Below are 23,019 nucleotides of genomic sequence, written 5' to 3'. Positions count from 1 at the left end.
GTTGGCTCGTGGGCCCGCTTGAGGCACGATGCCCTCTGATAGGGAGTCATCGCGCCTAGACTGTCGGTAATGCCGTCCGCGTGAGCGGGGCATCCCGAACCCCTTGATTCTACAGGTTCCGCCTCCTCGCGTGGGTGCCCCCACACTGGGATAGTTCGCTCCCGAGGAACCTGGCTGGAGGCGACCCGCATGTCCGCGCACCCCACCACCGACCGCCGCAACAGCGCGCTCCCGCTCCCGCTCGTGCGGTTCCTCGCGTGGTTGCCCGATCGCATCGACCGTCGCGTCCGCATCGTGGCGTGGTTGTCGTTCCTCGCGGAGGTGCTGATCATCGCCACCGGCGGTGCGGTGCGCCTCACCGGTTCGGGGCTGGGCTGCCCGACGTGGCCGACCTGCACGGCCGACTCCCTCGTCAACACCCAGGAGATGGGCATCCACGGGGTCATCGAGTTCGGCAACCGCACCCTGACGGGTCTCGTCGGCATCCTCGCCCTCGCCGTGGTCGTGCTGGTCTGGCGGATGCGTCGCGAGCGTCGCGACCTGTTCGTGCTCGCCCTCATCGTGCTCGGCGGCGTCGTGGCGCAAGCGGTCGTCGGCGGCATCACCGTGCTGACCGGTCTCAACCCCTTCATCGTCGGCTTCCACTACATCGCCTCGGTCGTGCTGGTGAGCGTGAGCGCCGCCTTCCTCGTGCGCATGAACACGGCCCCGGGTGCGCGAACCCTCGCCGTGCCGCGGTGGTACCGCATCGCGACGCACGTCACCACGCTCGTGCTCGCGGTCACGATCGTGTTCGGCGTGCTCACGACCGGCGCCGGCCCGCACTCCGGCGACGATGACGCCGTGCGCAGCGGTTTCGACGCACAGGTGCTCGAGCACGTGCACTCATGGCCCGGCTACACGCTCTTCGCGCTCACCCTCGTGCTCGCCGTCGTGGCGTGGAGTCGCGACCTGCCCGTCAAGCGCTGGGTCACCGCCCTGCTCGCGGTCGAGGTCGTGCAGATCGCCGTGGGGCTGTACCAGGCACGCAACGGCCTGCCCGAGTGGGCCGTCGGCACCCACATGGTGCTCGCCGCGCTCGCCGCCGCCACCATGGTCGTGGTCGTCCTGAAGCAGAAGACGCCCGTCGCAGCGCCCGCGCGATTGATGGCGCAGACAGCGCGTTCATAGCCAACTCATCGGCCGTACACCAGGCGCGGGGCTCCGAGCAGGGCAGACTGGACGTTGCCGTGGCGCGCGTTCGCGCCCGGAGACATCTAGGAGTTGACCTCGTATGACCTCTCGTCCCCGCCTGATCACCAGCATCCCGTTCTGGATCCTTCTCATCGGATCCGTCGTGGTCGGCGTCCTGGGCCTGTGGACCGTGTTCGATCGACTCGGTGTCATGGAACGCGGCCTCGAAGACGGCACCGCCACCACCGCCCAGGTCTACGGCGGCCAGTCGTGGGCCGTCGTCGGCGCGATCCTGCTCGGCGCCGGCATCGTCGGTGTCGCTCTCGCGCTGACCCTCGCCGCGGCCCGCAGCCTCGTCGCACGTACCGATGCGGTCGCCGTCGAGGCGATCGACTGGACCGCCGATGACGGCACGGTCGAGGAGAGCCTCGCCCCGTCGGCGAGTGACGCCCTCTTCGCCGGACAGCCCGTCACCCCCGCCACGACCGCCGCTCCCGTGATCGCGGAAGACCCCGACGTCGAGGTGCCCAGCACCGCGACCGCCCCGGCCGCCGCTACCCACGACGCGCCGCTCATCGACACCGGCTCGGGCCCCGCAGCATCCGCTCCCGAGGACGACACCCGGCGCTGAGCCGCACCGCCCCCGCCGAGTATCGGTCCGGCGGCCGAGAGACTGTGCGAAGCACGGATTCCCGGCCGCCGGGCCGTTTCTCGTTTGCGGGCGGGGTCGAGGACCCCGGGTTCAGAAGGGCAGCAGCGGGTCGATCGCGATCGCGACGAAGAGCAGCGTGAGATACGTGATCGAGGCGTGGAACACGCGCATCGGCCGCGGCTCCGTGCCGCGCACGGCCCGGGAGTACAAGCGGTGGGATTCGTAGAGGAACCAGCCGCCCAGCACGACCGCCGAGACGCTGTACACGAGCCCCATCGGAGCCACCGGAATCAGCAGCAGCGAGCACGCTACCGTCGCCCAGCCGTACAGGATGACCTGCAGGCCCACCTGGGATCCGCTGCGCGTCGCGCCCAGCATGGGCACGTCGACGCTCTCGTACTGCGCCTTGTACTTCATCGACAGCGGCCAGTAGTGCGGCGGGGTCCACAGGAACACGAGCGCGAAGAGGATGAACGGCGTCCACGACAGCGAACCGGTCACGGCCGACCAGCCGATGAGCACGGGGAAGCACCCGGCGATACCGCCCCAGACGATGTTCTGCTCGGTCCGGCGCTTGAGGATCATCGTGTAGATCACGACGTAGAAGAAGATCGCGCCGGCCGACAGGGATGCCGCGAGCAGGTTGGTCGTCGCGACGAGCCAGACCGTGGATGCTGCCGCCAAGGTCCACGCGAAGATCAGGGCGTTGCGGGGCGAAACCTCGCCGGTCACCAGGGGCCGCTTCTCGGTGCGCTGCATGTGCGCATCGATGTCGCGGTCGAGGTACATGTTGAACGCCGCCGCCGACCCGGCGCTCAGTGAGCCGCCGATGACCGTGGCGAAGATCAGCCAAAGGTTCGGCAGACCGTTCTGGGCCAGGATCATCACCGGCACGGTCGTCACGAGCAGCAGTTCGAGCACACGCGGCTTCGTCAACGCGACGTAGGCGCGGATCGTGCGGCCGAGCGATTTCGGAGGGAGTGCGACCGTCGTGTGCGACGTCGTCGAGATGTCCATCGTCCCCCGTTTACAGCATGAATTCGGTCATCGGCAAGTCTAGGGCATCGCATTTCCGCTTCGGCGTGAGGGGTGCGTCAAGGGCCCCCTCGCCCCTGTTCCGCTTCGCTATGCTGAAAACCGAACGCGCGCCCGGCGCCGACTCCCCCCACTCCTGAACGGACACGGGGCTGCGGCACGACCAGAGGGCGCCGAATCGAGAGAGGCAACCGAGTGTCGGACTTGCAATGGGATGAAATCGATCGGCGCGCGGTGGACACCGCACGCATCCTCGCGGCAGACGCCGTGGAGAAGGTGGGCAACGGCCACCCAGGGACGGCGATGAGCCTGGCGCCCGCCGCCTACGTCCTCTACCAGAAGGTCATGCGGTCCGACCCCGCCGACCCGCACTGGCCCGGTCGCGATCGCTTCATCCTGTCGGCGGGGCACTCCTCGCTCACACAGTACGTGCAGCTCTACCTCGGCGGCTTCGGTCTCGAACTGAGCGACCTCGAGGCCTACCGGACGTGGGGCTCCAAGACGCCCGGTCACCCCGAGTACGGTCACACCGCCGGCGTGGAGATCACCACCGGCCCGCTCGGCCAGGGACTCGCCTCCTCCGTCGGTTTCGCCTACGCGCAGCGCTTCGAGCGCGGCCTGTTCGACCCCGACACTCAGCTCGGTGAGAGCCCCTTCGACCACAACATCTTCGTCATCGCCTCGGACGGCGACCTCGAAGAGGGTGTGACCAGCGAAGCCTCCTCGCTCGCCGGTCACCAGGAGCTCGGCAGCCTCGTCGTCATCTACGACGCCAACCAGATCTCGATCGAGGACGACACCGACATCGCCTTCACCGAGGACGTTGCCCAGCGCTACGAGGCGTACGGCTGGCACGTGCAGACGGTCGACTGGAAGAAGACCGGTCAGTACATCGAAGACCCGGCCGAGCTGTACGACGCCATCGAGGCGGCGAAGGCCGAGGTGTCCAAGCCCTCGATCATCGTGCTCAAGACGATCATCGGCTGGCCCTCCCCCGGCAAGCAGAACTCCGGCAAGATTCACGGCTCCGCCCTGGGTGAGGACGAGCTGCGCGCCACGAAGAAGGTCCTCGACTTCGACCCCGACAAGAACTTCGTCGTCTCCGACGAGGTGCTCAGCCACACGCGCGAGCTCGTCAGCCGCGGCGAGGCCGAGAAGGCCGCCTGGCAGAAGAAGTTCGACGCCTGGGCTGCTGCGAACCCCGAGCGCAAGGCGCTGTGGGACCGCCTCCAGGCGCGCGAGCTGCCGGAGAACATCGCCGACGCGCTGCCGGTCTTCGAAGCCGGTAAAGAGGTCTCGACGCGCGCCGCTTCCGGCACCGTGATCAACGCCCTCGCTGCCGAGCTCCCCGAGCTCTGGGGCGGATCGGCCGACCTCGCCGAGTCGAACCTGACGACCATCAAGAACGCGGCGTCGTTCATCCCGACCGAGTGGTCCACCCACGAGTGGTCGGGCAACCCCTACGGCCGCGTGCTGCACTTCGGCATCCGCGAGCACGCCATGGGCTCGATCATCAACGGCATCGTGCTGCACGGTCCGACCCGCCCCTACGGCGGAACGTTCCTGATCTTCAGCGACTACATGCGTCCGCCGCTGCGTCTCGGCGCGCTGATGGACATCCCCTCGCTGTTCGTGTGGACCCACGACTCGGTCGCCCTCGGTGAGGACGGTCCGACCCACCAGCCGATCGAGCAGCTCGCCACCCTGCGCGCCATCCCGAACTTCACGGTGGTGCGCCCGGCCGACGCGAACGAGACCTCGGTCGTGTGGCTCGAACTGCTGCGCCGCCACGCGGGCCCCGCGGGTCTCGCGCTCTCGCGCCAGAACCTTCCCGTCGTCGAACGCGGCGACGGCGAAGCATCCGGTGACGTCCTCGCCAGCGCGCACCTCGCGGTCAAGGGCGCCTACGTGCTCGCGGAGGCCGCGAACGGCACCCCCGACGTGATCCTCATCGGCACCGGCTCCGAGGTGCAGATCGCGCTCGCTGCGCGTGACACCCTCGCCGCTGACGGCATCCACGCGCGTGTCGTGTCGGCGCCGTCGCTCGAGTGGTTCGCCGAGCAGGACGAGGCGTACCGCGAGTCGGTACTGCCCGCCGCCGTCACCGCCCGCGTATCGGTCGAGGCCGGAATCGCGCTGCCGTGGCGCGGCATCGTCGGCGATAAGGGCCGGTCGATCTCGATCGAGCACTTCGGCGCCTCCGCCGACTACAAGACCCTCTACCAGAAGTTCGGCATGACTGCCGAGGCCGTCGTCGCGGCGGCCCGCGAAAGCATCGAGGAGAACGCATGAGCACCCCCACCGCAGAGCTCGCCGCCGCAGGCGTCAGCATCTGGCTCGACGACCTGTCGCGCCAGCGCATCATGACCGGCAACCTGGCCGACCTGATCGCCACGCGCAACGTCACCGGCGTGACCACCAACCCCACGATCTTCGCGGGAGCCCTCTCGAAGGGCGAGGCCTACGAGGCCCAGGTTGCGACCCTCGCCGAGATGGGCGTGGGCACCGACGACGCGATCTTCCAGATCACCACCGACGACGTGCGCGCCGCGTCCGACGTCTTCACGCCGGTTTTCGAAGCCACGGGCGGGGTCGACGGTCGCGTGTCGATCGAGGTCTCCCCTGAGCTGGCCAACGACACCGAGGGCACGATCGCGCAGGCGAAGGACCTCGCCGCGCGCGTGGACCGCCCCAACGTGCTGATCAAGATCCCCGCCACCAAGGCCGGTCTCCCCGCGATCACCGAGGTCATCGGTGCGGGCATCTCGGTGAACGTGACGCTGATCTTCAGCCTCGACCGCTACGCGGCCGTCATCGACGCCTACCTCTCCGGTGTCGAGAAGGCCCAGGCCGCCGGGCACGAGATCGCCACCCTGCAGTCCGTCGCGTCGTTCTTCGTGTCGCGCGTCGACTCCGAGGTCAACAAGCGTCTCGACGAGATCGGCACCGAGGAAGCGCTCGCCCTCAAGGGCAAGGCCGGCATCGCCAACGCGCGCCTGGCGTACGAGCTGTACCAGAAGGAGTTCGCGACCGAGCGCGCCACCGCGCTGCTCGCCGCCGGCGCCACCGTGCAGCGTCCGCTCTGGGCGTCCACCGGCGTCAAGGACCCGTCGCTGCCCGACACCCTGTACGTGACCGAGCTCGTCGCCCCCGGCACCGTCAACACGATGCCGGAGAAGACGCTCGAGGCCACCTACGACCACGGCGTCATCACGGGTGACACGATCACCGGCAACTACGCCGAGGCGCACGACGTCTTCGACCGCCTCGCCGCGGTCGGCATCGACTTCGACGACGTCACCCAGGTGCTCGAGGACGAAGGCGTCGAGAAGTTCGTCGCTTCGTGGCAGGAGCTGCAGGGCACGGTCGCGAAGGCTCTCGAAGCCGGCAGCGCCGAGGCCGCTGGATGAGCTTCGAAATCCACGTCACCGGTCACCCCCGGGAACTCGTCGAAACGACGGTCCCGGGGCTGGCCGCCTCCCTCATCGCGTCGGGCATCACGGCCGGCGACGCGTCGCTGTGGGGCCCGGCCGCTGAGGCGGAAGCATCCCACCGTCTCGGTTGGGTGCAGGCCGTTTCGGTCTCGCGCCCGCTCGTTCCCGAGATCGAGGCGCTCCGCGCGGAGTTCGTCTCCCGCGGCCTGACCCGCTTCGTCCTCGCGGGCATGGGCGGCTCCTCCCTCGCCCCCGAGGTGATCACCCAGACCGAGGGTGTGCCGCTCGTGATCCTCGATTCGACTTCGCCCGGTCAGGTGCTCGCCGCGATCGACGGTGACGCCGAAGCCGGCGGTCTCGAACAGACGGTACTCGTGGTGTCGTCGAAGTCGGGCTCCACCGTCGAGACCGATTCGGCCAAGCGGGCCTTCGAGGCCGCCTACCGCGACCTCGGCATCGACCCGGCCGAACGTATCGTCGTGGTGACCGACCCGGGCTCGCCGCTCGAGCAGTCCGCTCGCGCCGACGGCTACCGCGTCTTCACCGCCGACCCGACCGTAGGCGGGCGCTATTCCGCGCTCACCGCGTTCGGACTCGTGCCCGCGGGCCTCGCCGGTGTCGACATCGGCGAACTGCTCGACGAAGCGGAGGCGACGCTGCTCGAGGTGGCCATCGACAGCCCGAACAACCCCGCGCTCGTCCTCGCGGCGGCCATCGCGGGCGGCGACCCCCGCCGTGACAAGCTGGGCCTGATCACCGACGGCAGCTACATCGTCGGGCTTCCCGATTGGATCGAGCAGCTCGTCGCCGAATCCACCGGCAAGGACGGCACCGGCATCCTGCCCGTCGTCCTGCTGCCGGTCTCGCCCGAGCTCGAGTCGGCGCCCGCCGACCTGCAGATCGTGCGTTTCGTCGACTCCCTCGCGAACTTCCATCTCTTCGAGCACCACCCGGGCGAGATCCTCATCAGCGGCTCGCTGGGTGCACAGTTCATCGTGTGGGAGTACGCCACCGCCATCGCGGGACGGATGCTGGGGATCGATCCCTTCGATCAGCCCGACGTCGAGTCCGCTAAGACCGCCACCCGCGGTCTGCTGGACGCGCGTCCCGAGCCGACGCCGCCCGCGTTCGTACTCGACGGTGTCGAGGTGCGAGCGTCGGATCCGGCGCTCACGGCCAGCGGCACCCTCGCCGGGGTGCTCGATGCGCTCTGGGCGCAGCTGCCCCCCGACGGGTACGTGGCCATCCAGGCCTACGTGAACCGCCTGGAGCTGCCGCAGCTCGCCGGGCTTCGCGAGCTCGTCGCCGCCGATGCCGGGCGTCCGACGACGTTCGGCTGGGGGCCGCGGTTCCTGCACTCCACAGGTCAGTACCAGAAGGGCGGCCCGGCCACCGGCGTCTTCCTGCAGATCACCGAGCGCACCGACGTGGACGTCGAGATCCCCGGCCGACCGTTCACCTTCGGTCAGCTGATCTCGGCGCAAGCCGCCGGTGACGCCGCGGTGCTCGCCGACCACGGTCGCCCCGTGGTCACCCTGACCTTGACCGATCCACAGCTCGACGTCGTCGCGCTGTTCGAAGCAGCTCAGTGAGGAACTGATGAGCGTCGACATCTCCAAGGGTCACAACCCCCTGCGCGATCCCGAGGATCGCCGTCTGAGTCGTATCGCAGGTCCCAGTGCGCTGGTGATCTTCGGTGTCACCGGAGACCTCTCCCGCAAGAAGCTCATGCCGGCCGTGTACGACCTGGCCAACCGCGGCCTGCTGCCCCCGGGATTCGCTCTCGTCGGCTTCGCCCGCCGCGACTGGGAGGACCAGGACTTCGCCCAGGTCGTCTACGAGGCCGTCAAGCAGCACGCCCGCACCGAGTTCCGCGAGGAGACCTGGCAGCAGCTGCTGCAGGGCATCCGTTTCGTTCCGGGCGAGTTCGACGACCCGGAGGCCTTCCGTACCCTCCGTGAGACGGTCGACCTGCTCGACATCGAGCGCGGCACGATGGGCAACCACGCCTACTACCTCTCGATCCCCCCGAAGGCCTTCCCCCTCGTCACCCAGCAGTTGAAGGACTCCGGGCTCGTCGGTAAGGCGTCGAAGGACGGCAACGGCTGGCGCCGCGTCGTCGTCGAGAAGCCGTTCGGACACGACCTGGCTTCGGCCCGGGCGCTGAACGCCGACCTCGAGAGCGCGTTCCCCGCCGATTCGATCTTCCGCATCGACCACTACCTCGGTAAGGAGACGGTGCAGAACATCCTCGCGCTGCGCTTCGCGAACGAGCTGTATGAGCCGATCTGGAACCGCAACTACGTCGATCACGTGCAGATCACCATGGCCGAGGACATCGGCGTGGGCGGTCGGGCCGGGTACTACGACGGCATCGGCGCGGCGCGCGACGTCATCCAGAACCACCTTCTGCAGCTGCTCGCCCTCACGGCGATGGAGGAGCCCATCAGCTTCAAGGCGCGCGACCTGCGCGCTGAGAAGGAGAAGGTGCTCGCCGCGGTGCGCGTGCCCGAGGATCTCGCTCACGCGACCGCCCGCGGTCAGTACGCGGGCGGCTGGCAGGGCGGTGAGGAGGTGCTCGGCTTCCTCGAGGAGGACGGGATGGATCCCGACTCCACGACCGAGACCTATGCCGCCATCAAGCTCGAGGTCAACACGCGGCGGTGGGCGGATGTGCCGTTCTACCTCCGCACCGGCAAGCGCCTCGGCCGACGTGTGACCGAGGTCGCCGTGGTGTTCAAGCGTGCGCCGCAGCTGCTGTTCTCGCGCTCGCAGACGGAGGAGCTCGGCCAGAACGCCCTGGTCATCCGTGTGCAGCCCGACGAGGGCGTGACGATCCGCTTCGGTTCCAAGGTGCCCGGCGACGGCACCCAGGTGCGCGACGTCACGATGGACTTCGGCTACGGCCACGCCTTCACCGAGGCGAGCCCCGAGGCCTACGAGCGCCTGATCCTCGACGTGCTGCTGGGCGACCCGCCGCTGTTCCCCCGCCACGAAGAGGTCGAGCTCAGCTGGAAGATCCTCGACCCGATCGAGGACTTCTGGGCCGAACAGAGCGGCCCGCTCGAGCAGTACTCCCCCGGTTCCTGGGGGCCGCCTTCCGCGGACGAACTCCTCGCCCGCGACGGCCGCACTTGGAGGCGCCCGTGATCATCGACCTGCCCGATACGACCGTCAGCAAGATCTCGAAGGCGCTCGTCAACGTGCGCGAAGAGGGCGGCGCTGTCGCCCTCGGTCGTGTGCTGACCCTCATCATCGTCACCCGCCACGGTGCTGAAGAAGAGGTCATCGAAGCCGCCAACGACGCTTCGCGCGAGCACCCCATGCGGGTGATCGTCGTGATGATCGGCGGCGGCGACGACGACCCCCGTCTCGACGGCCAGATCCGCGTCGGCGGCGACGCCGGAGCGAGCGAGGTCGTGGTGCTGCGTGCGCACGGCGCCGCGGGCTCCAACGCGGAGAGCCTCGTCACCGGGCTGCTGCTGCCCGACGCCCCCGTGGTCGCGTGGTGGCCGAGCGAGACGCCCAAGACCCCGTCGCACTCGGCGATCGGCAAGATCGCCCAGCGCCGGATCACCGACGCGTCGAGCCAGCCCGATCCGACCGCGTGGATCGACCAGCTCGGCAGCCATTACGCGCCGGGTGACACAGACTTCGCGTGGACCCGACTGACCCGCTGGCGCGAGCAGCTCGCCGCCGTGCTGGATCAGCCGCCGTACGAGCCGGTCACCGCGGTCGAGGTGCGGGGCGCGGCCGATTCGCCGTCGACCGTGCTGCTCGCCGCCTGGCTGCGCCTCATGCTGCAGGTGCCGGTCGACTACGCGTATCTCCCCGACACCGAGTGGGCCAGCGGCATCAAGTCGGTGCGCCTTACGCGGGCGAGCGGCGACATCCTGCTGGAGCGTCCCGAGCCCAATGTCGCGATCCTGACCCAGCCCGACCAGCCCTCGCACGACCTGGCCTTCCCGCGCCGCACGCTGCGCGAGTGCCTCGCCGAGGAACTGCGGCGCCTCGACCCCGACGTGCTGTACGGCCGGGTCATCACCGAGGGTCTCGCCCTCCTCGGCGACGCACCGAGTCGGGAGCGTCGTGGCTGAGACCACCGAGAAGCGCGTCGTCATCAGCGCGGACAAGGTCGAACTCGCCGAGTCCGTGGCCAAGCGGTTCGTGTCGCGCGTCGCGACGCAGGTCGCCAACAACAAGATCGTGCACATCTGCCTGACGGGTGGCTCGATGGGCGGAGCGGTGCTCGCCGCGGCCGCGAAGGATCCCCGCATCACGGACATCGAGTGGGGCGGGGTGCACTTCTGGTTCGGCGACGAGCGGTTCGTGCCGCGCGACTCCGACGATCGCAACGAGAAGCAGGCTCGCGAAGCCCTTCTCGACCAGCTCGTGCTGCCGGATGAGAACATCCACGCCGTCGCCGCGAGCGACGGGAGTCTCGATCTGGATGCTGCCGCCACCGCCTATGCCGCGGAACTCGCGCAGTACGCCCCCGCCGATCGGGGCGAGAACGGGCCGTGGCCGGAGTTCGACATCTGCTTCCTGGGTGTCGGTCCCGACGGGCACATCGCGTCGCTGTTCCCCGACCGCCCCGAGATCCAGGTGACCGACCGGGCCGTCGTGCCCGTGCGCGACTCCCCCAAGCCGCCGCCGGACCGCGTCACCCTCACCCGCCCCGTCATCAACACGTCCAAGCGCGTGTGGATGGTGCTGGCGGGCGCCGATAAGGCTTCGGCCCTCGGCCTCGCTCTCGCGGGTGCGAGCTACGTCAGCGTCCCGGCTGCGGGTGCGAAGGGTCGCCGTCGCACGGTGCTCTTCGTCGACGAGGCGGCCGCTGACCAGGTTCCGCCACAGCTGATCGACCAGGAGTACTGAGCCTTCGCGTTCGCGCCGGCATCCGCATCACCCACCTCGGAGAATCGGCCGGGCGAAGGACTCCCCCGGCCGAAATCTCCTCCGCTCGGCCGAAACTCCTCCGGCCAGCGCTGGCATCCGCCTCACTCAACTCGGACAATCGGCTGAACTCGGTGCTTCTGCGGTGTGAACCGCACCGAGTTGCGCCGATTCGCCGAGTTCGCTCGCGCAGGACAATCGGCCGAGCGGAGGACTCCCCCGGCCGGAATCTCCTCCGCTCAGCCGAAACTCCTCCAGCCAGCGCGCGCTGCGCTGGCATCCGCTTCACCCACCTCGGACAATCGGCCGGACTCGGTGCGAATCCGGCGTGAACCGCACCGAGTTGCGCCGATTCGCCGAGTTCGCTCGTGCAGGAGTTTCGGCCGAGCCCAAGGACACACACGCCCGGGAACGAAGAAGAGCGGATGCTGTCAGCATCCGCTCTTCTTGTCGTTCGGCTCGCGTTACTGGCCGCGCCGCTCGCGCAGCTGCTGCAGCGCGTCGTCGAGAAGCGTTTCGGCCTCTTCGTCGGTGCGACGCTCCTTCACGTACGCGAGGTGCGTCTTGTAAGGCTCGTTCTTGGCGATCGCCGGCGGGTTCTCCTTGTCGCGCCCGGCGGGAAGGCCGGAGTGCGGGGAGTCGATCGTCTCGGGAATCTCCTCCTCGGCGATGCCGGCCGCGAAGTAGCGCACCGTCTCGTTGCCGAGGGCGTCCCAGTACGAGATCGCGACGCGGTCGGCGTGGTAGCCGTGATCCTGTTCACCCATCGGACCCGCGCCGACGCGCGTGCCCCGAATGGCATTGCCCCCGGTCGCCATCAGACGACGGAGAACTTCGTGATCAGCCCGAGGCCCACGATGGCGACGAACCACGTGAGGGCGAGCACGACCGTGAACCGGTTGAGGTTGCGCTCGGCGAGCCCAGAGGAACCGAGCGCCGACGTCATGCCGCCGCCGAACATGTCGGACAAGCCGCCGCCACGCCCTTTATGGAGCAGGATGAGAAGTGTCAGCAGGAGGCTGGTGATACCCAGCACCACCAGCAGCCCGAACTCGAGGATCTGCACGGAATTCGCCTTTCGCTGCAGCCGTGTCCGGCCGCCCAATCGTCAAGTATACGGGTGCGCTTCTCAGACGCCGACGTGCTTCTGGTAACGGATGATCGCCGCGAACTCGTCGACCAGCAGGCTCGCACCGCCGACGAGGGCGCCGTCCACGTCGGGCTCGCGCATGAAGCTCGCGATGTTGCTCGACTTGACCGATCCGCCGTAGAGCACGCGGGTGCGCGATGCCGCGTCCTCACCCAGCTTGGCGGCGACGACCTCGCGGAGCTTCGCGCAGACTTCCTGTGCCTGGTCGGGAGTTGCGGCCTGGCCCGAGCCGATGGCCCAGACCGGCTCGTACGCCACGACGATGTCGGCATCGGCGGCGACGTTCTCCAACGCCACCTCGAGCTGACCCACGGGCACAGCGCTCGCGCCGAAACGTTCGAGGTCTTCGCTCGTCTCGCCCACGCAGATCACCGGCGACAGTCCGTGACGGAGGGCGGCCTGCACCTTGCCCGCCACGATCTCGTCGGTCTCGTTGTGGTACTGACGACGCTCGGAGTGCCCGATGATCACGTAGCCGCAGGCGAGCTTCGCGAGGAACTGCCCCGAGATCTCGCCGGTGTACGCGCCCGAGTCGTGCTCGGACAGGTCCTGCGCTCCGAGAGCGAAGGGGATCTTGTCGGCGTCGATGAGGGTCTGCACGGTGCGCAGGTCGGTGAACGGCGGGAAGATCGCCGTCTCGACCGTCTGCGGGTCGTGACCGGCCTCTTTCAGCGTCCAGTACAACTTCTGCACGAACGCGACCGCCTGCATGTGGTCGAGGTTCATCTTCCAGTTGCCGGCGATGAGCGGGGTGCGAGTGTTCACGGCCATCCGAGGACCTCCAGTCCGGGAAGCTTCTTACCCTCGAGGAACTCGAGGCTGGCACCGCCACCGGTGGAGATGTGCCCGAAGTCGCTGTCAGCGAAGCCGAGCTGACGGACGGCCGCGGCCGAGTCTCCGCCACCGACGACGCTGAGTCCGTCGACCTCGGTCAACGCCTTCGCGACCGCACGCGTGCCCGCTTCGAACGCCGGCATCTCGAAAACGCCCATGGGGCCGTTCCAGAACACGGTGCGCGAGCTGCGGATCGCGTCGGCGAAGATGTCGGCGGTGCGCGGACCGATGTCGAGGCCGAGACCCGAGGCACCGAAGGGGGTGTCCTCGAGTGCATCGGCGTCGGCGACCACGTGGTCGGCGGTCGCCGAGAAGGATGCTGCGACGACGGCGTCGACGGGAAGCACGATCTCGACGCCCGACTGCTGCGCCGTCTCGAGGTAGGCCTTCACGGTGTCGATCTGGTCGCTCTCGAGGAGGCTCGCGCCCACCTTGTAGCCCTGAGCGGCGAGGAAGGTGAACATCATGCCCCCACCGACCAGGATGCGGTTGACCCGCGGCAGCAGGTGCTTGATGACGCCGAGCTTGTCGCTGACCTTCGAGCCGCCGAGCACGATCGTGTACGGCCGCTCGGGGTTCTCGGTCAGGCGGTCGAGGACCTCGACCTCCTTCTCGATCAGCAGACCGGCGGCGGAGGGCAGGATCTCGGCGAGCTCGTAGACGCTGGCCTGCTTGCGGTGAACGACACCGAAGCCGTCCGAGACCAGCGCGTCGCCGAGCTGGGCGAGCTGCTGGGCGAAGGCCCGACGCTCGTCGGCATCCTTCGACGTCTCACCGGGCGAGAAGCGGAGGTTCTCGATCACCGCCACCTCGCCGTCTTCGAGAGCGGCGACGGCGTCGGTGGCGGACTCGCCCACCGTGTCGAGGGCGAACGCGACCGGGGAGCCCAGCAGCTCCGACAGTCGCTGAGCGACCGGGGCGAGGCTGTACTTCGGGTCGGGAGCCCCGTCGGGGCGGCCGAGGTGCGACGCGACGACGAGGCGCGCACCGGCGTTGATGAGGGCGTTCAGCGTGGGCAGCGACGCGCGCACGCGGCCATCGTCCGTGATGATCCCGTCCTTCAGGGGGACGTTGAGATCACAACGGACGATGACGCGCTTGCCTGCGAGCGACCCCAGCGAATCGAGGGTGCGCAGAGCCATGATCTGAATCTCAGAGACGCTCGGCGACGTACTCGGTCAGGTCGACGAGACGGTTGGAGTAGCCCCACTCGTTGTCGTACCAGGCCGAGACCTTCACCAGGTTGCCGCTGACGTTGGTCAGCCCCGAGTCGAAGATCGAGGAGTGCGGGTTGAGCTGGATGTCGCTCGAGACGATCTGGTCCTCGGTGTACTGCAGGTAGCCGGCGAGACGGCCGTCAGCGGCGGCAGCCTTGTAGGCGGCGTTGACCTGGTCGACGGTGAGGTTCTCGGTCGGCGTGACGACCGTGAGGTCGACGATCGATCCGGTCGGAACCGGCACGCGGTACGAGGAGCCGCTGAGCTTGCCGTTCAGTTCGGGCAGCACGTGACCGATGGCCTTCGCGGCACCCGTCGACGCGGGCACGATGTTGATCGCGGCGGCACGGGCACGGCGGAGGTCGCTGTGGGGTCCGTCCTGCAGGTTCTGGTCGGCCGTGTAGGCGTGAGCGGTCATCATGAAGCCGCGCTCGATGCCGAACGCGTCGTTGAAGACCTTCGCCAGCGGCGCGAGGCAGTTCGTGGTGCACGACGCGTTCGAGATGATGACGTCGGTCTCGGGGTTGTAGTCGCCCTCGTTGACGCCCATGACGATCGTGACGTCGTCGCCGGTCGCGGGAGCGGAGATGAGCACCTTCTTGGCGCCGCCTTCGACGTGCTTGCGGGCGTCCTCGGCCTTGGTGAAGCGACCGGTCGACTCGATGACGACGTCGACGCCGAGCTCGCCCCAGGGGAGGTTCGCGGGGTCGCGCTCCGCGAAGACCTTGATGGTGTTGCCGCCGACGGTGATGGTGTCGTCGTCGTAGGTGACGTCCTCGGCCAGCGGGCCGCCGACGGAGTCGTACTTCAGCAGGTGGGCGAGGGTCTTGTTGTCGGTGAGGTCGTTGACCGCGACGATGTCGAGGTCAGCCCCCTGCGCGAGAGCCGCGCGAAGGAAGTTGCGTCCGATGCGGCCGAAGCCGTTGATCCCGATCTTGACGGTCACGGGTGTCTCCAGAGGTGTCATGCGCGATGCGCGGATTGGTGCGGTTCACAGGAGTGACGACGGCGTCCCGGCGGGCGATCCCACCGGGACGCCCAGCCGTTTATGACAGTACCAGCAGGCCGTTCGTCTTCTCGCGGGCTCCGGCGAAGCGCTGCTGAACGTCGTCCCAATTGACGATGTTCCAGAACGCCTTGACGTAGTCGGCGCGCACGTTCTTGTAGTCGAGGTAGTACGCGTGCTCCCAGACGTCGAGCAGCAGCAGCGGCACGGTGCCGGCCACGATCTGGCCCTGCTGGTCGAAGAACTGGTCGATGATCAGGTTCTGACCGATCGAGTCCCAGAAGAGCCCGGCCCAGCCGGAGCCCTGGACGCCCAGAGCTGCGGCGGTGAAGTGCGCCTGGAACTTGTCGAACGAACCGAAGAAGTCGTCGATCGCCGCGGCGAGTTCGCCGGTGGGCTTGTCGCCGCCGTTCGGGGACAGGTTCGTCCAGAAGATGGAGTGGTTGGTGTGGCCGCCGAGGTTGAAGGCGAGGTCCTTCGACAGCTTGTTGATGTTCGCGAGGTTGCCCGTTTCGCGGGCCTCGGCGAGCTGCTCGAGAGCGGTGTTCGCTCCGGTGACATAGGCCTGGTGGTGCTTGTCGTGGTGCAGCTGCATGATCGCCGCGCTGATGTGCGGCTCCAGTGCTGCGTAGTCGTAGGGCAGTTCGGGCAACGTGTAGTTCGCCATGTTCTCTACTTCCGATCGGCGCTGCGCCGAGGCTCCTCGGCGCCGCGAGGGTGACGTCTTCATCCTATCGAGCGGCAACGCGGAAGGGCGGGGGTTGCTTCCCGCGGCGGGAGTCTGACGCGTTATTCGGCGCCGGCCGGAACGGCCGATTCGGTACCAGGGATGCCGTCGATCTCGGCCTTCTTGTCGGCCATGGCCAGGAGGCGGCGGATGCGACCGGCCACCGCGTCCTTCGTCAGGGGCGGATCGGCGTGGTGACCCAGTTCGTCGAGGCTCGCGTCGCGGTGGGCGAGGCGCAGATCGCCCGCTTCCTTGAGGTGTTCGGGCACCGTGTCGCCGAGGATCTCGAGCGCACGCTCGACCCGGGCGCAGGCGGCCACGGCGGCCTGCGCCGAGCGGCGCAGGTTGGCGTCGTCGAAGTTCACGAGGCGGTTGACGCCCGCACGCACCTCACGACGCTGGCGCAGCTGATCCCATTCGGCGGCGGTGCGCTGCGCACCCATCTCGGTGAGCGCCGTGCGGATCGCGTCGCCGTCGCGCACGACGACCCGCGGCACGCCACGCACTTCGCGGGCCTTGGCGGGGATGCCGATGCGGTGGCCGGCACCGACGAGTGCCATCGCCGCCTCGGGCGAGGGGCAGGCGATCTCGAGCGACGCCGAACGGCCGGGGTCGGTGAGCGAGCCGCCCGCGAGGAACGCGCCGCGCCAGATGGCAGCGAGGTCGTCGCGGGAGCCGGTGGTGAGCTTGTTGGGCAGCCCCCGCACCGGGCGGCGGCGCTGGTCGAGCAGTCCGGTCTGTCGCGCGAGGGTCTCGCCGCCCTCGATCACGCGGACGGCGAAGTGCCCGCCCGCGCGGCCGCCGGAACCCTGCACGTGGTGCAGCTCCGGGCGTACCCCGTAGATCTCGAGCAGGTCGCGCGCCGCGCGGCGGGCGAGCTGCTCGGAGTCGAGCTGCGCCTCCACCGCGACGCGGTTGGCGATGGAGTGCAGACCACCGGAGAAGCGCAGAAGGGCCGTCAGCTCGGCGACCCTGGCCGAGGGGCGAGGGTCTCGGACGGCGATCAGTTCGGCCTTCACATCGGCAGTCAGGGGCACGGGACTCCTCGGGTCAAGGGCGGGGGGACGACGTTACAGCCTACTCGCGACCGAGGTCGCGATGAGAGATGCGAACGGCCACCCCCGGCACATCGCGCAGTCTCTCAGCCAGTTCCCGGGTCATCGCCACCGAACGGTGCTTGCCGCCCGTGCAGCCGATCGCGACGACCGACTGCCGTTTGTTCTCGCTCTGATACCCCGCCAGCACCGGCCGCAGCGCTGCGGCATAGGCGTCGAGGAACTCCCGGGCGCCCGGCTGGTCGAGCACGTATTCGCGCACGGCGTCGTCTTCGCCGGTCTTGCCGCGCAGCTCGTCGTTCCAATACGGATTCGGCAGGAACCGCATATCGGCCACCATGTCGACGTCGGTCGGGAGGCCGTACTTGAACCCGAAGCTCATGAGGTTGACCGTGTGTCGGGCGGCGGCCTGCTCGCCGAAGATCTCCACCACGCGGGTCGTCAACTGGTGGATGTTGTTCGAGGACGTGTCGATGATCACGTCGGCCGACTCCCGCACCGGGGCGAGGCGTTCGCGCTCGCGGCGGATGCCGTCGAGGATCGTGCCGTCGCGCTGCAGCGGGTGCGGGCGGCGAACGGCCTCGAAGCGTCGAACGAGCACGTCGTCGGAAGCATCGAGGAACACCACGCGCACCTGGCGACCGGTGCGGAGGCTGCGCATGACCTCGGGCAGATCGGCGAAGAGCCCGCGACCGCGGACGTCGACCACGACGGCGACCCGGGGCACCGCTCCCCCGGCGAGCTGGCTCAGCTCGAGGAGCGGGCGCAGCATCTGCGGCGGGAGATTGTCGACGACGTACCAGTCGAGGTCTTCCAGGGCGTTCGCGACGGTCGAGCGGCCCGCGCCCGACATACCGGTGACGATGAGCACCTCACCGGTCTCGCTGCGCGTCGGATCCGTCATCACTTCTCCCGTTTGCATCAGCCTATCGAGCGAGGTGGGAGTGGATGGACTCGGCGAGCTTCGGACCGATGCCCGGCAGTTGCGCGATCTCGTCGGGCGAGGCCTCCTTCAGCGAGGCGACCGAGCCGAAATGACGCAGCAACGCTTTGATCCGCGCATCCCCGAGGCCCGGGATCTCGGACAGGATGCTGGAGATGTCGCGCTTGCGGCGCTTGCGCTGGTGGGTGATCGCGAAGCGGTGGGCCTCGTCGCGCAGGCGTTGCAGCAGGTACAGCGCCTCGCTCGTGCGGGGCAGGATCACCGGGTACTCCTCCCCCGGCAGCCACACCTCTTCGAGTCGCTTCGCGATGCCGCACAGGGCGATCTCTTCGTGACCGGCGTCTTTCAGGGCGCGCGCCGCCGCGGCCACCTGCGGCTGACCGCCGTCGACGACGAGCAGCTGCGGCGGGTAGGCGAAACGCTTGCGCTTCGGCGGCGTGGTCACCACGGGCTCGGAGCCGTCGGCCAGCACGGCGGGTGCTTCGGCGGCGGCGGGCTCGTCGTCGGATTCCTCGGGGCGGTCGAGGTACGCGAGGCGCCGGGTGAGCACCTGGTAGAGCGAATCGGTGTCGTCGGTCGTCTCGGGAACCCCGAAAGACCGGTACTGGTCTTTGCGCGGCAGGCCGTCTTCGAACACGACCATCGAGGCCACGACGTTCGTGCCGGCGAGATGGGAGACGTCGTAGCACTCGATGCGCAGCGGCGCTTCGGCCAGCCCCAGGGCCTCCTGCAGGTCGGTCAACGCCTGCGTGCGCGCGACGTAGTCGCTCGTGCGGCGGGTCTTGTAGAGCATGAGGGCCTGCGAAGCGTTGAGCGTGGCCGTGCGCATCAAGTCGGCCTTCTGCCCGCGCTGCGCGACCTGGATGCCCACCTGCTTGCCTCGACGCTCCCGCAGCCACTCCTCGAGGTCGGGGGCATCGTCGGGAAGGGAGGGCACGAGCACGTGGCGCGGGATGTCGGCGGCCGGCGCGTCGCCGTAGGTGCGCTGCAGCACCTGATCGACGAGATCGGCGCCCGAGATGTCGAGCTCTTTCTCGATCGTGGTCGCGCGCACTCCGCGGATGCGGCCGCCGCGGATCACGAACTGCTGCACCGTGGCGGCGAGTTCGTCCTCGGCGATGCCGAAGAGGTCGGCGTCGGTGTCTTCCGAGAGCACGAGGGCGCTCTTCTTCAGCACGGCCTCGATCGCGCCGAGCCGGTCGCGGTACACCGCGGCGGCTTCGTAATCCATCGCCGCCGCGGCCTCCCGCATCCGTGCCGTCAGGGCGCGGGCGAACCGCTCGTCGCCGCCGGCCATGAAGGCGACGAAGTCGTCGACGATCGCACGGTGCTCCTCGATCGTGACCCGCCCCGAGCACGGGCCGCCGCAGCGCCCGATCTGACCGGGGAAGCAGGGCCGGCCGCTCTGCATCGCCTTCTTGTACGAGGCGTCGCTGCACGTGCGGATCGGGAAGACCTTGATCATCAGGTCGATGGTGTCGTGGACCGCCCAGACCTTCGGGTACGGGCCGAAGTACTTGGCGCCCGGGATGCGGCGGTTGCGGGTCACGATCACCCGGGGCGCCTCGTCGGCGAGGGTGATCGCCATGAACGGGTACGACTTGTCGTCGCGGTAGCGCACGTTGAAGGGCGGATCGAACTCCTTGATCCACATGTACTCCAGCTGCAGCGAATCCACGTCGCTGTCGACGACGGTCCATTCGACCGAGGCGGCCGTGGTGACCATGCGCCGCGTGCGCTCGTGGAGCGAGCGCAGCGGGGCGAAGTAGTTCGATAGCCGGGCACGCAGGTTCTTCGCCTTGCCGACGTACAGCACCCGCCCGTCCGCGTCGCGGAACCGGTACACCCCGGGGTTGGTGGGGATCTCGCCGGGTTTCGGCCGGTAGGGCAGCTGCGACATCCGTTCGCGGGATGCCGCCATCAGCCCGCCTTGCGCTCTTCGACCGAGGTGATCCCGAGGGCCTCGGCGAGGAAGCGGCCGGTGTGGCTCGCCTCGACGCGGGCGACCTGCTCGGGCGTACCGGTCGCCACGATCGTGCCGCCGCCCGATCCGCCCTCAGGGCCGAGATCGATGACCCAGTCCGACGACTTGATCACGTCGAGGTTGTGCTCGATCACGATGACGGTGTTGCCCTTCTCGACGAGCCCGTTCAGCACCTCGAGGAGCTTGCGAACGTCTTCGAAGTGCAGACCGGTGGTCGGCTCGTCGAGCACGTACACCGAGCGGCCGTTCGTGCGCCGCTGCAGTTCGGTCGCGAGCTTCACGCGCTGCGCCTCGCCGCCGGAGAGGGTCGTCGCCGACTGGCCGAGTCGCACGTAGCCGAGGCCGACGTCGACGAGGGTCTTGAGGTAGCGGTGGATCGCCTGGATGGGTTCGAAGAACTCGGCGGCCTCCGAGATCGGCATCTCGAGCACCTCGGCGATGTTGCGGCCCTTGTAGTGCACGGCCAGGGTGTCGCGGTTGTACCGCTTGCCGTGGCAGACCTCGCAGTCGACGTACACGTCGGGCAGGAAGTTCATCTCGATCTTGATCGTGCCGTCGCCCGAGCACGCCTCGCAGCGCCCGCCCTTGACGTTGAAGCTGAACCGCCCGGCCTGGTAACCGCGCACCTTCGCCTCGGGGGTCTCGGCGAAGAGATTGCGGATGCGATCGAACACCCCCGTGTACGTCGCCGGGTTCGAGCGGGGCGTGCGCCCGATGGGCGCCTGGTCGACGTGCACGACCTTGTCGAGGTCGTCGAGACCCGTCACGCGGGTGTGCTTGCCGGGAACCCGGCGCGCGCCGTTGAGCTTCGTGGCGAGGACTTCGTACAGGATGCCGTTCACCAGGGTGGACTTGCCCGAACCGCTGACGCCGGTGACGGCGGTCAGAACACCGATCGGGAAGTCGGCGGTGACGTTGCGGAGGTTGTTCTCACGCGCACCGACGACGGTGATCTGGCGCTTCTTGTCGATCTTGCGCCGCTTCTTGGGCACCGGGATCGAGCGGCGACCCGAGAGGTAGTCGCCGGTCAACGAGTTGCGGTCTTCGAGCAGTTCGGCCAGCGGCCCCGAGTGCACGACGTGACCGCCGTCGACGCCCGCGCGGGGGCCGATGTCGACGACCCAGTCGGCCGCGTGCACGGTCTCTTCGTCGTGCTCGACCACGATCAGGGTGTTGCCGAGGTCGCGCAGGGTGATCAGCGTCTCGATGAGGCGCCGGTTGTCGCGCTGGTGCAGACCGATCGAGGGCTCGTCGAGCACGTAGAGCACGCCTGTCAGACCCGAGCCGATCTGCGTCGCGAGACGGATGCGCTGCGCTTCGCCGCCCGAGAGCGAGCCCGCCGAGCGGCTGAGGCTGAGGTAGGTCAGACCGACCTGCAGCAGGAAGTCGAGACGCGCGCGGATCTCGCGCAGCACCTGAGCGGCGATCTGCGCCTCACGGGCGGTGAGTTCGAGGTCGGCGAAGAAGACCTGCGCCTCCGCGAGGCTGAGCCACGAAGCATCCGCGATCGACATGCCGTGCACCGTGACGGCCAGCACCTCGGGCTTGAGACGAGCACCGTTGCACACCGGGCACGGCACCTCGCGCAGGAACTCCGACCAGCGCTGGCGCTGGTTGTCGGACTCCGCCTGCAGGTACTGCCGCTCGATGTAGGGCACGACGCCCTCGAAGCCGGAGGCGTACCGCACCTCGCGGCCGTAGCGGTTCTTCCACTTGACGGTGACGTTGTAGCCCTCGCCGCGCAGCACCGCGTCGCGCACCTCCTGCGGGAGCTTGCGCCACGGAGTGTCGAGCGAGAACTTCAAGTCACGAGCAAGGCCCTCGAGGAGGCGCTCGTAGTACTGGAAGAGTCCCTTGCCCTGCGTGGTCCACGGGATGATGACGCCCTCGCGGATCGACAGCTCTTCGTCGCCGAGCATGAGGTCGACGTCGACCGACATGCGCGTGCCGAGTCCCGAGCAGGTCGGGCAGGCGCCGAACGGCGCGTTGAAGGAGAAGGTGCGCGGCTCGATCTCGGTGAGCTGCAGCGGGTGGCCGTTGGGGCACGCGAGCTTCTCGGAGAACGACTGCCAGGCGGCCTCGCCCTCTTCGTCGACGAAGTTCACCTGCATGACGCCGCCGGCAAGACCCAGCGCCGTCTCGACCGAGTCGGTGATCCGGCTCAGGATGTCGGGGCTCGCGACGAGGCGGTCGACGACCACGGCGATGTCGTGCTTGTAGCTCTTCTTCAGGGTGGGGGGCTCGGCGAGCTGGATGAGGTCGCCGTCGACGACCGCGCGGGCGTAGCCCTTCGCGCCGAGCTCCTTGAAGAGGTCGACGAACTCGCCCTTCTTCTGCGTGACGACCGGAGCCACGATCTGGTAGCGCGTTCCCTCGGGCAGTTCGAGCAGCTGGTCGGCGATCTGCTGCACGGTCTGACGCTGGATCTGCGCGCCGCAGACCGGACAGTGCGGCACACCGATGCGTGCCCACAGCAGGCGCATGTAGTCGTGGATCTCGGTGATCGTGCCCACGGTCGAGCGCGGGTTGCGGTTGGTCGACTTCTGGTCGATCGAGACCGCCGGGCTCAGACCCTCGATGAAGTCGACGTCGGGCCGGTCGACCTGACCGAGGAACTGGCGCGCGTACGAGCTCAGCGATTCGACATAGCGACGCTGACCTTCGGCGAAGATCGTGTCGAACGCGAGGCTCGACTTTCCCGACCCCGAGAGTCCGGTGAAGACGACCAGGGCATCCCGCGGGATGTCCAGGTCGACGTTCTTCAGATTGTGGACGCGGGCACCGCGGACGCTGAGCTGTCCGCTGGTGTTTCCGGGCAGGGCAACGGGAACGATGGGCACCCCACAAGTTTAGGTGCGGCCTCCGACACCGGCTTCGGGTTTCGCCCGGGGCGGACCGTGCTGGTAAGGGGAA

The 23,019-nt window shown here is 68.7% G+C and carries 19 protein-coding genes; 8 read left to right on the top strand and 11 right to left on the bottom strand.

Annotated elements, in window-relative coordinates; translation table 11 throughout:
• Window positions 1-189: 189 nt before the first annotated feature.
• Window positions 190-1,170: a COX15/CtaA family protein gene (locus tag ACFXP5_RS01480; RefSeq protein ID WP_394543230.1), complete on the top strand. Its 981-nt coding sequence runs from the start codon at window positions 190-192 to the stop codon at window positions 1,168-1,170.
• A gap of 103 nt (window positions 1,171-1,273) precedes the next feature.
• The gene (locus ACFXP5_RS01475) at window positions 1,274-1,804 is read left to right on the top strand and encodes a dinucleotide-utilizing enzyme (protein WP_394526377.1); all 531 of its coding nucleotides are present in this window, start codon (window positions 1,274-1,276) and stop codon (window positions 1,802-1,804) included.
• A 111-nt stretch (window positions 1,805-1,915) separates the two neighbouring features.
• Here the strand turns inward: ACFXP5_RS01475 and ACFXP5_RS01470 are convergent, their stop codons facing one another.
• Entirely contained in the window at window positions 1,916-2,842 is a 927-nt protein-coding gene (locus tag ACFXP5_RS01470; RefSeq protein ID WP_394543229.1) for a heme o synthase, read from the bottom strand.
• 213 nt (window positions 2,843-3,055) lie between these two features.
• Between ACFXP5_RS01470 and tkt the strand changes: the two genes are divergently transcribed.
• Genes tkt through pgl form a run of 6 tightly spaced genes read left to right on the top strand, consistent with a single transcriptional unit; the run spans window position 3,056 to window position 11,172 of the window.
• Entirely contained in the window at window positions 3,056-5,152 is a 2,097-nt protein-coding gene (tkt, locus tag ACFXP5_RS01465) for a transketolase (RefSeq protein WP_394526374.1), read from the top strand.
• Entirely contained in the window at window positions 5,149-6,270 is a 1,122-nt protein-coding gene (gene tal / locus ACFXP5_RS01460; RefSeq protein ID WP_394526372.1) for a transaldolase, read from the top strand. Before tkt ends, tal begins: the two co-directional genes overlap by 4 nt.
• A complete protein-coding gene (locus ACFXP5_RS01455) occupies window positions 6,267-7,886 on the top strand; it encodes a glucose-6-phosphate isomerase (protein ID WP_394543228.1) in 1,620 nt (539 codons plus the stop codon). The genes tal and ACFXP5_RS01455 overlap by 4 nt, the downstream gene beginning before the upstream one ends.
• Window positions 7,887-7,893: 7 nt before the next feature.
• Entirely contained in the window at window positions 7,894-9,444 is a 1,551-nt protein-coding gene (gene zwf / locus ACFXP5_RS01450) for a glucose-6-phosphate dehydrogenase (RefSeq protein WP_394526369.1), read from the top strand.
• On the top strand, window positions 9,441-10,391 hold the full coding sequence (locus ACFXP5_RS01445; protein ID WP_394526367.1) for a glucose-6-phosphate dehydrogenase assembly protein OpcA: 951 nt from the start codon (window positions 9,441-9,443) through the stop codon (window positions 10,389-10,391). Before zwf ends, ACFXP5_RS01445 begins: the two co-directional genes overlap by 4 nt.
• On the top strand, window positions 10,384-11,172 hold the full coding sequence (pgl, locus tag ACFXP5_RS01440) for a 6-phosphogluconolactonase (protein ID WP_394526365.1): 789 nt from the start codon (window positions 10,384-10,386) through the stop codon (window positions 11,170-11,172). Before ACFXP5_RS01445 ends, pgl begins: the two co-directional genes overlap by 8 nt.
• A gap of 482 nt (window positions 11,173-11,654) precedes the next feature.
• Here the strand turns inward: pgl and ACFXP5_RS01435 are convergent, their stop codons facing one another.
• The 10 genes from ACFXP5_RS01435 to uvrA all read right to left on the bottom strand — a co-directional run bounded on the left by ACFXP5_RS01435 (window position 11,655) and on the right by uvrA (window position 22,946).
• The gene (locus tag ACFXP5_RS01435; RefSeq protein ID WP_394526363.1) at window positions 11,655-12,008 is read right to left on the bottom strand and encodes an RNA polymerase-binding protein RbpA; all 354 of its coding nucleotides are present in this window, start codon (window positions 12,006-12,008) and stop codon (window positions 11,655-11,657) included.
• On the bottom strand, window positions 12,008-12,256 hold the full coding sequence (secG, locus tag ACFXP5_RS01430; protein ID WP_394526361.1) for a preprotein translocase subunit SecG: 249 nt from the start codon (window positions 12,254-12,256) through the stop codon (window positions 12,008-12,010). Before secG ends, ACFXP5_RS01435 begins: the two co-directional genes overlap by 1 nt.
• A gap of 63 nt (window positions 12,257-12,319) precedes the next feature.
• A complete protein-coding gene (gene tpiA, locus ACFXP5_RS01425; protein ID WP_394526360.1) occupies window positions 12,320-13,111 on the bottom strand; it encodes a triose-phosphate isomerase in 792 nt (263 codons plus the stop codon).
• Window positions 13,102-14,316, bottom strand: a complete 1,215-nt coding sequence (locus ACFXP5_RS01420) for a phosphoglycerate kinase (RefSeq protein ID WP_394543226.1) — start codon at window positions 14,314-14,316, stop codon at window positions 13,102-13,104. Before ACFXP5_RS01420 ends, tpiA begins: the two co-directional genes overlap by 10 nt.
• Window positions 14,317-14,326: 10 nt before the next feature.
• On the bottom strand, window positions 14,327-15,337 hold the full coding sequence (gene gap, locus ACFXP5_RS01415; protein WP_394526356.1) for a type I glyceraldehyde-3-phosphate dehydrogenase: 1,011 nt from the start codon (window positions 15,335-15,337) through the stop codon (window positions 14,327-14,329).
• Window positions 15,338-15,437: 100 nt separating this feature from the next.
• Window positions 15,438-16,064, bottom strand: a complete 627-nt coding sequence (locus ACFXP5_RS01410; RefSeq protein WP_394526354.1) for a superoxide dismutase — start codon at window positions 16,062-16,064, stop codon at window positions 15,438-15,440.
• Between the two features lie 122 nt (window positions 16,065-16,186).
• Window positions 16,187-17,161, bottom strand: coding sequence for a DNA-binding protein WhiA (whiA, locus tag ACFXP5_RS01405; RefSeq protein WP_394526353.1), 975 nt, complete (start codon window positions 17,159-17,161; stop codon window positions 16,187-16,189).
• Window positions 17,162-17,201: 40 nt separating this feature from the next.
• Entirely contained in the window at window positions 17,202-18,083 is an 882-nt protein-coding gene (rapZ, locus tag ACFXP5_RS01400; RefSeq protein ID WP_394526351.1) for an RNase adapter RapZ, read from the bottom strand.
• Window positions 18,084-18,105: 22 nt separating this feature from the next.
• Window positions 18,106-20,043, bottom strand: a complete 1,938-nt coding sequence (gene uvrC, locus ACFXP5_RS01395; protein WP_394526350.1) for an excinuclease ABC subunit UvrC — start codon at window positions 20,041-20,043, stop codon at window positions 18,106-18,108.
• Entirely contained in the window at window positions 20,043-22,946 is a 2,904-nt protein-coding gene (uvrA, locus tag ACFXP5_RS01390; RefSeq protein ID WP_394543225.1) for an excinuclease ABC subunit UvrA, read from the bottom strand. The genes uvrC and uvrA overlap by 1 nt, the downstream gene beginning before the upstream one ends.
• Window positions 22,947-23,019 lie beyond the last annotated feature (73 nt).

The organism is Microbacterium hanjuni, assembly GCF_043556395.1.
Taxonomy (GTDB): domain Bacteria; phylum Actinomycetota; class Actinomycetes; order Actinomycetales; family Microbacteriaceae; genus Microbacterium.
This window is presented reverse-complemented; position numbering and strand designations above follow the sequence as displayed.

What these genes read in the sequence shown, in the direction of transcription:
- ACFXP5_RS01480 (WP_394543230.1), top strand. Translation starts at nt 190, where the DNA reads ATGTCCGCGCACCCCACCACCGACCGCCGCAACAGCGCGCTCCCGCTC.
- ACFXP5_RS01475 (WP_394526377.1), top strand. Translation starts at nt 1,274, where the DNA reads ATGACCTCTCGTCCCCGCCTGATCACCAGCATCCCGTTCTGGATCCTT.
- ACFXP5_RS01470 (WP_394543229.1), bottom strand. Translation starts at nt 2,842, where the DNA reads ATGGACATCTCGACGACGTCGCACACGACGGTCGCACTCCCTCCGAAA.
- tal (WP_394526372.1), top strand. Translation starts at nt 5,149, where the DNA reads ATGAGCACCCCCACCGCAGAGCTCGCCGCCGCAGGCGTCAGCATCTGG.
- ACFXP5_RS01455 (WP_394543228.1), top strand. Translation starts at nt 6,267, where the DNA reads ATGAGCTTCGAAATCCACGTCACCGGTCACCCCCGGGAACTCGTCGAA.
- zwf (WP_394526369.1), top strand. Translation starts at nt 7,894, where the DNA reads ATGAGCGTCGACATCTCCAAGGGTCACAACCCCCTGCGCGATCCCGAG.
- ACFXP5_RS01435 (WP_394526363.1), bottom strand. Translation starts at nt 12,008, where the DNA reads ATGGCGACCGGGGGCAATGCCATTCGGGGCACGCGCGTCGGCGCGGGT.
- tpiA (WP_394526360.1), bottom strand. Translation starts at nt 13,111, where the DNA reads ATGGCCGTGAACACTCGCACCCCGCTCATCGCCGGCAACTGGAAGATG.
- ACFXP5_RS01420 (WP_394543226.1), bottom strand. Translation starts at nt 14,316, where the DNA reads ATGGCTCTGCGCACCCTCGATTCGCTGGGGTCGCTCGCAGGCAAGCGC.
- ACFXP5_RS01410 (WP_394526354.1), bottom strand. Translation starts at nt 16,064, where the DNA reads ATGGCGAACTACACGTTGCCCGAACTGCCCTACGACTACGCAGCACTG.
- rapZ (WP_394526351.1), bottom strand. Translation starts at nt 18,083, where the DNA reads ATGACGGATCCGACGCGCAGCGAGACCGGTGAGGTGCTCATCGTCACC.
- uvrC (WP_394526350.1), bottom strand. Translation starts at nt 20,043, where the DNA reads ATGGCGGCATCCCGCGAACGGATGTCGCAGCTGCCCTACCGGCCGAAA.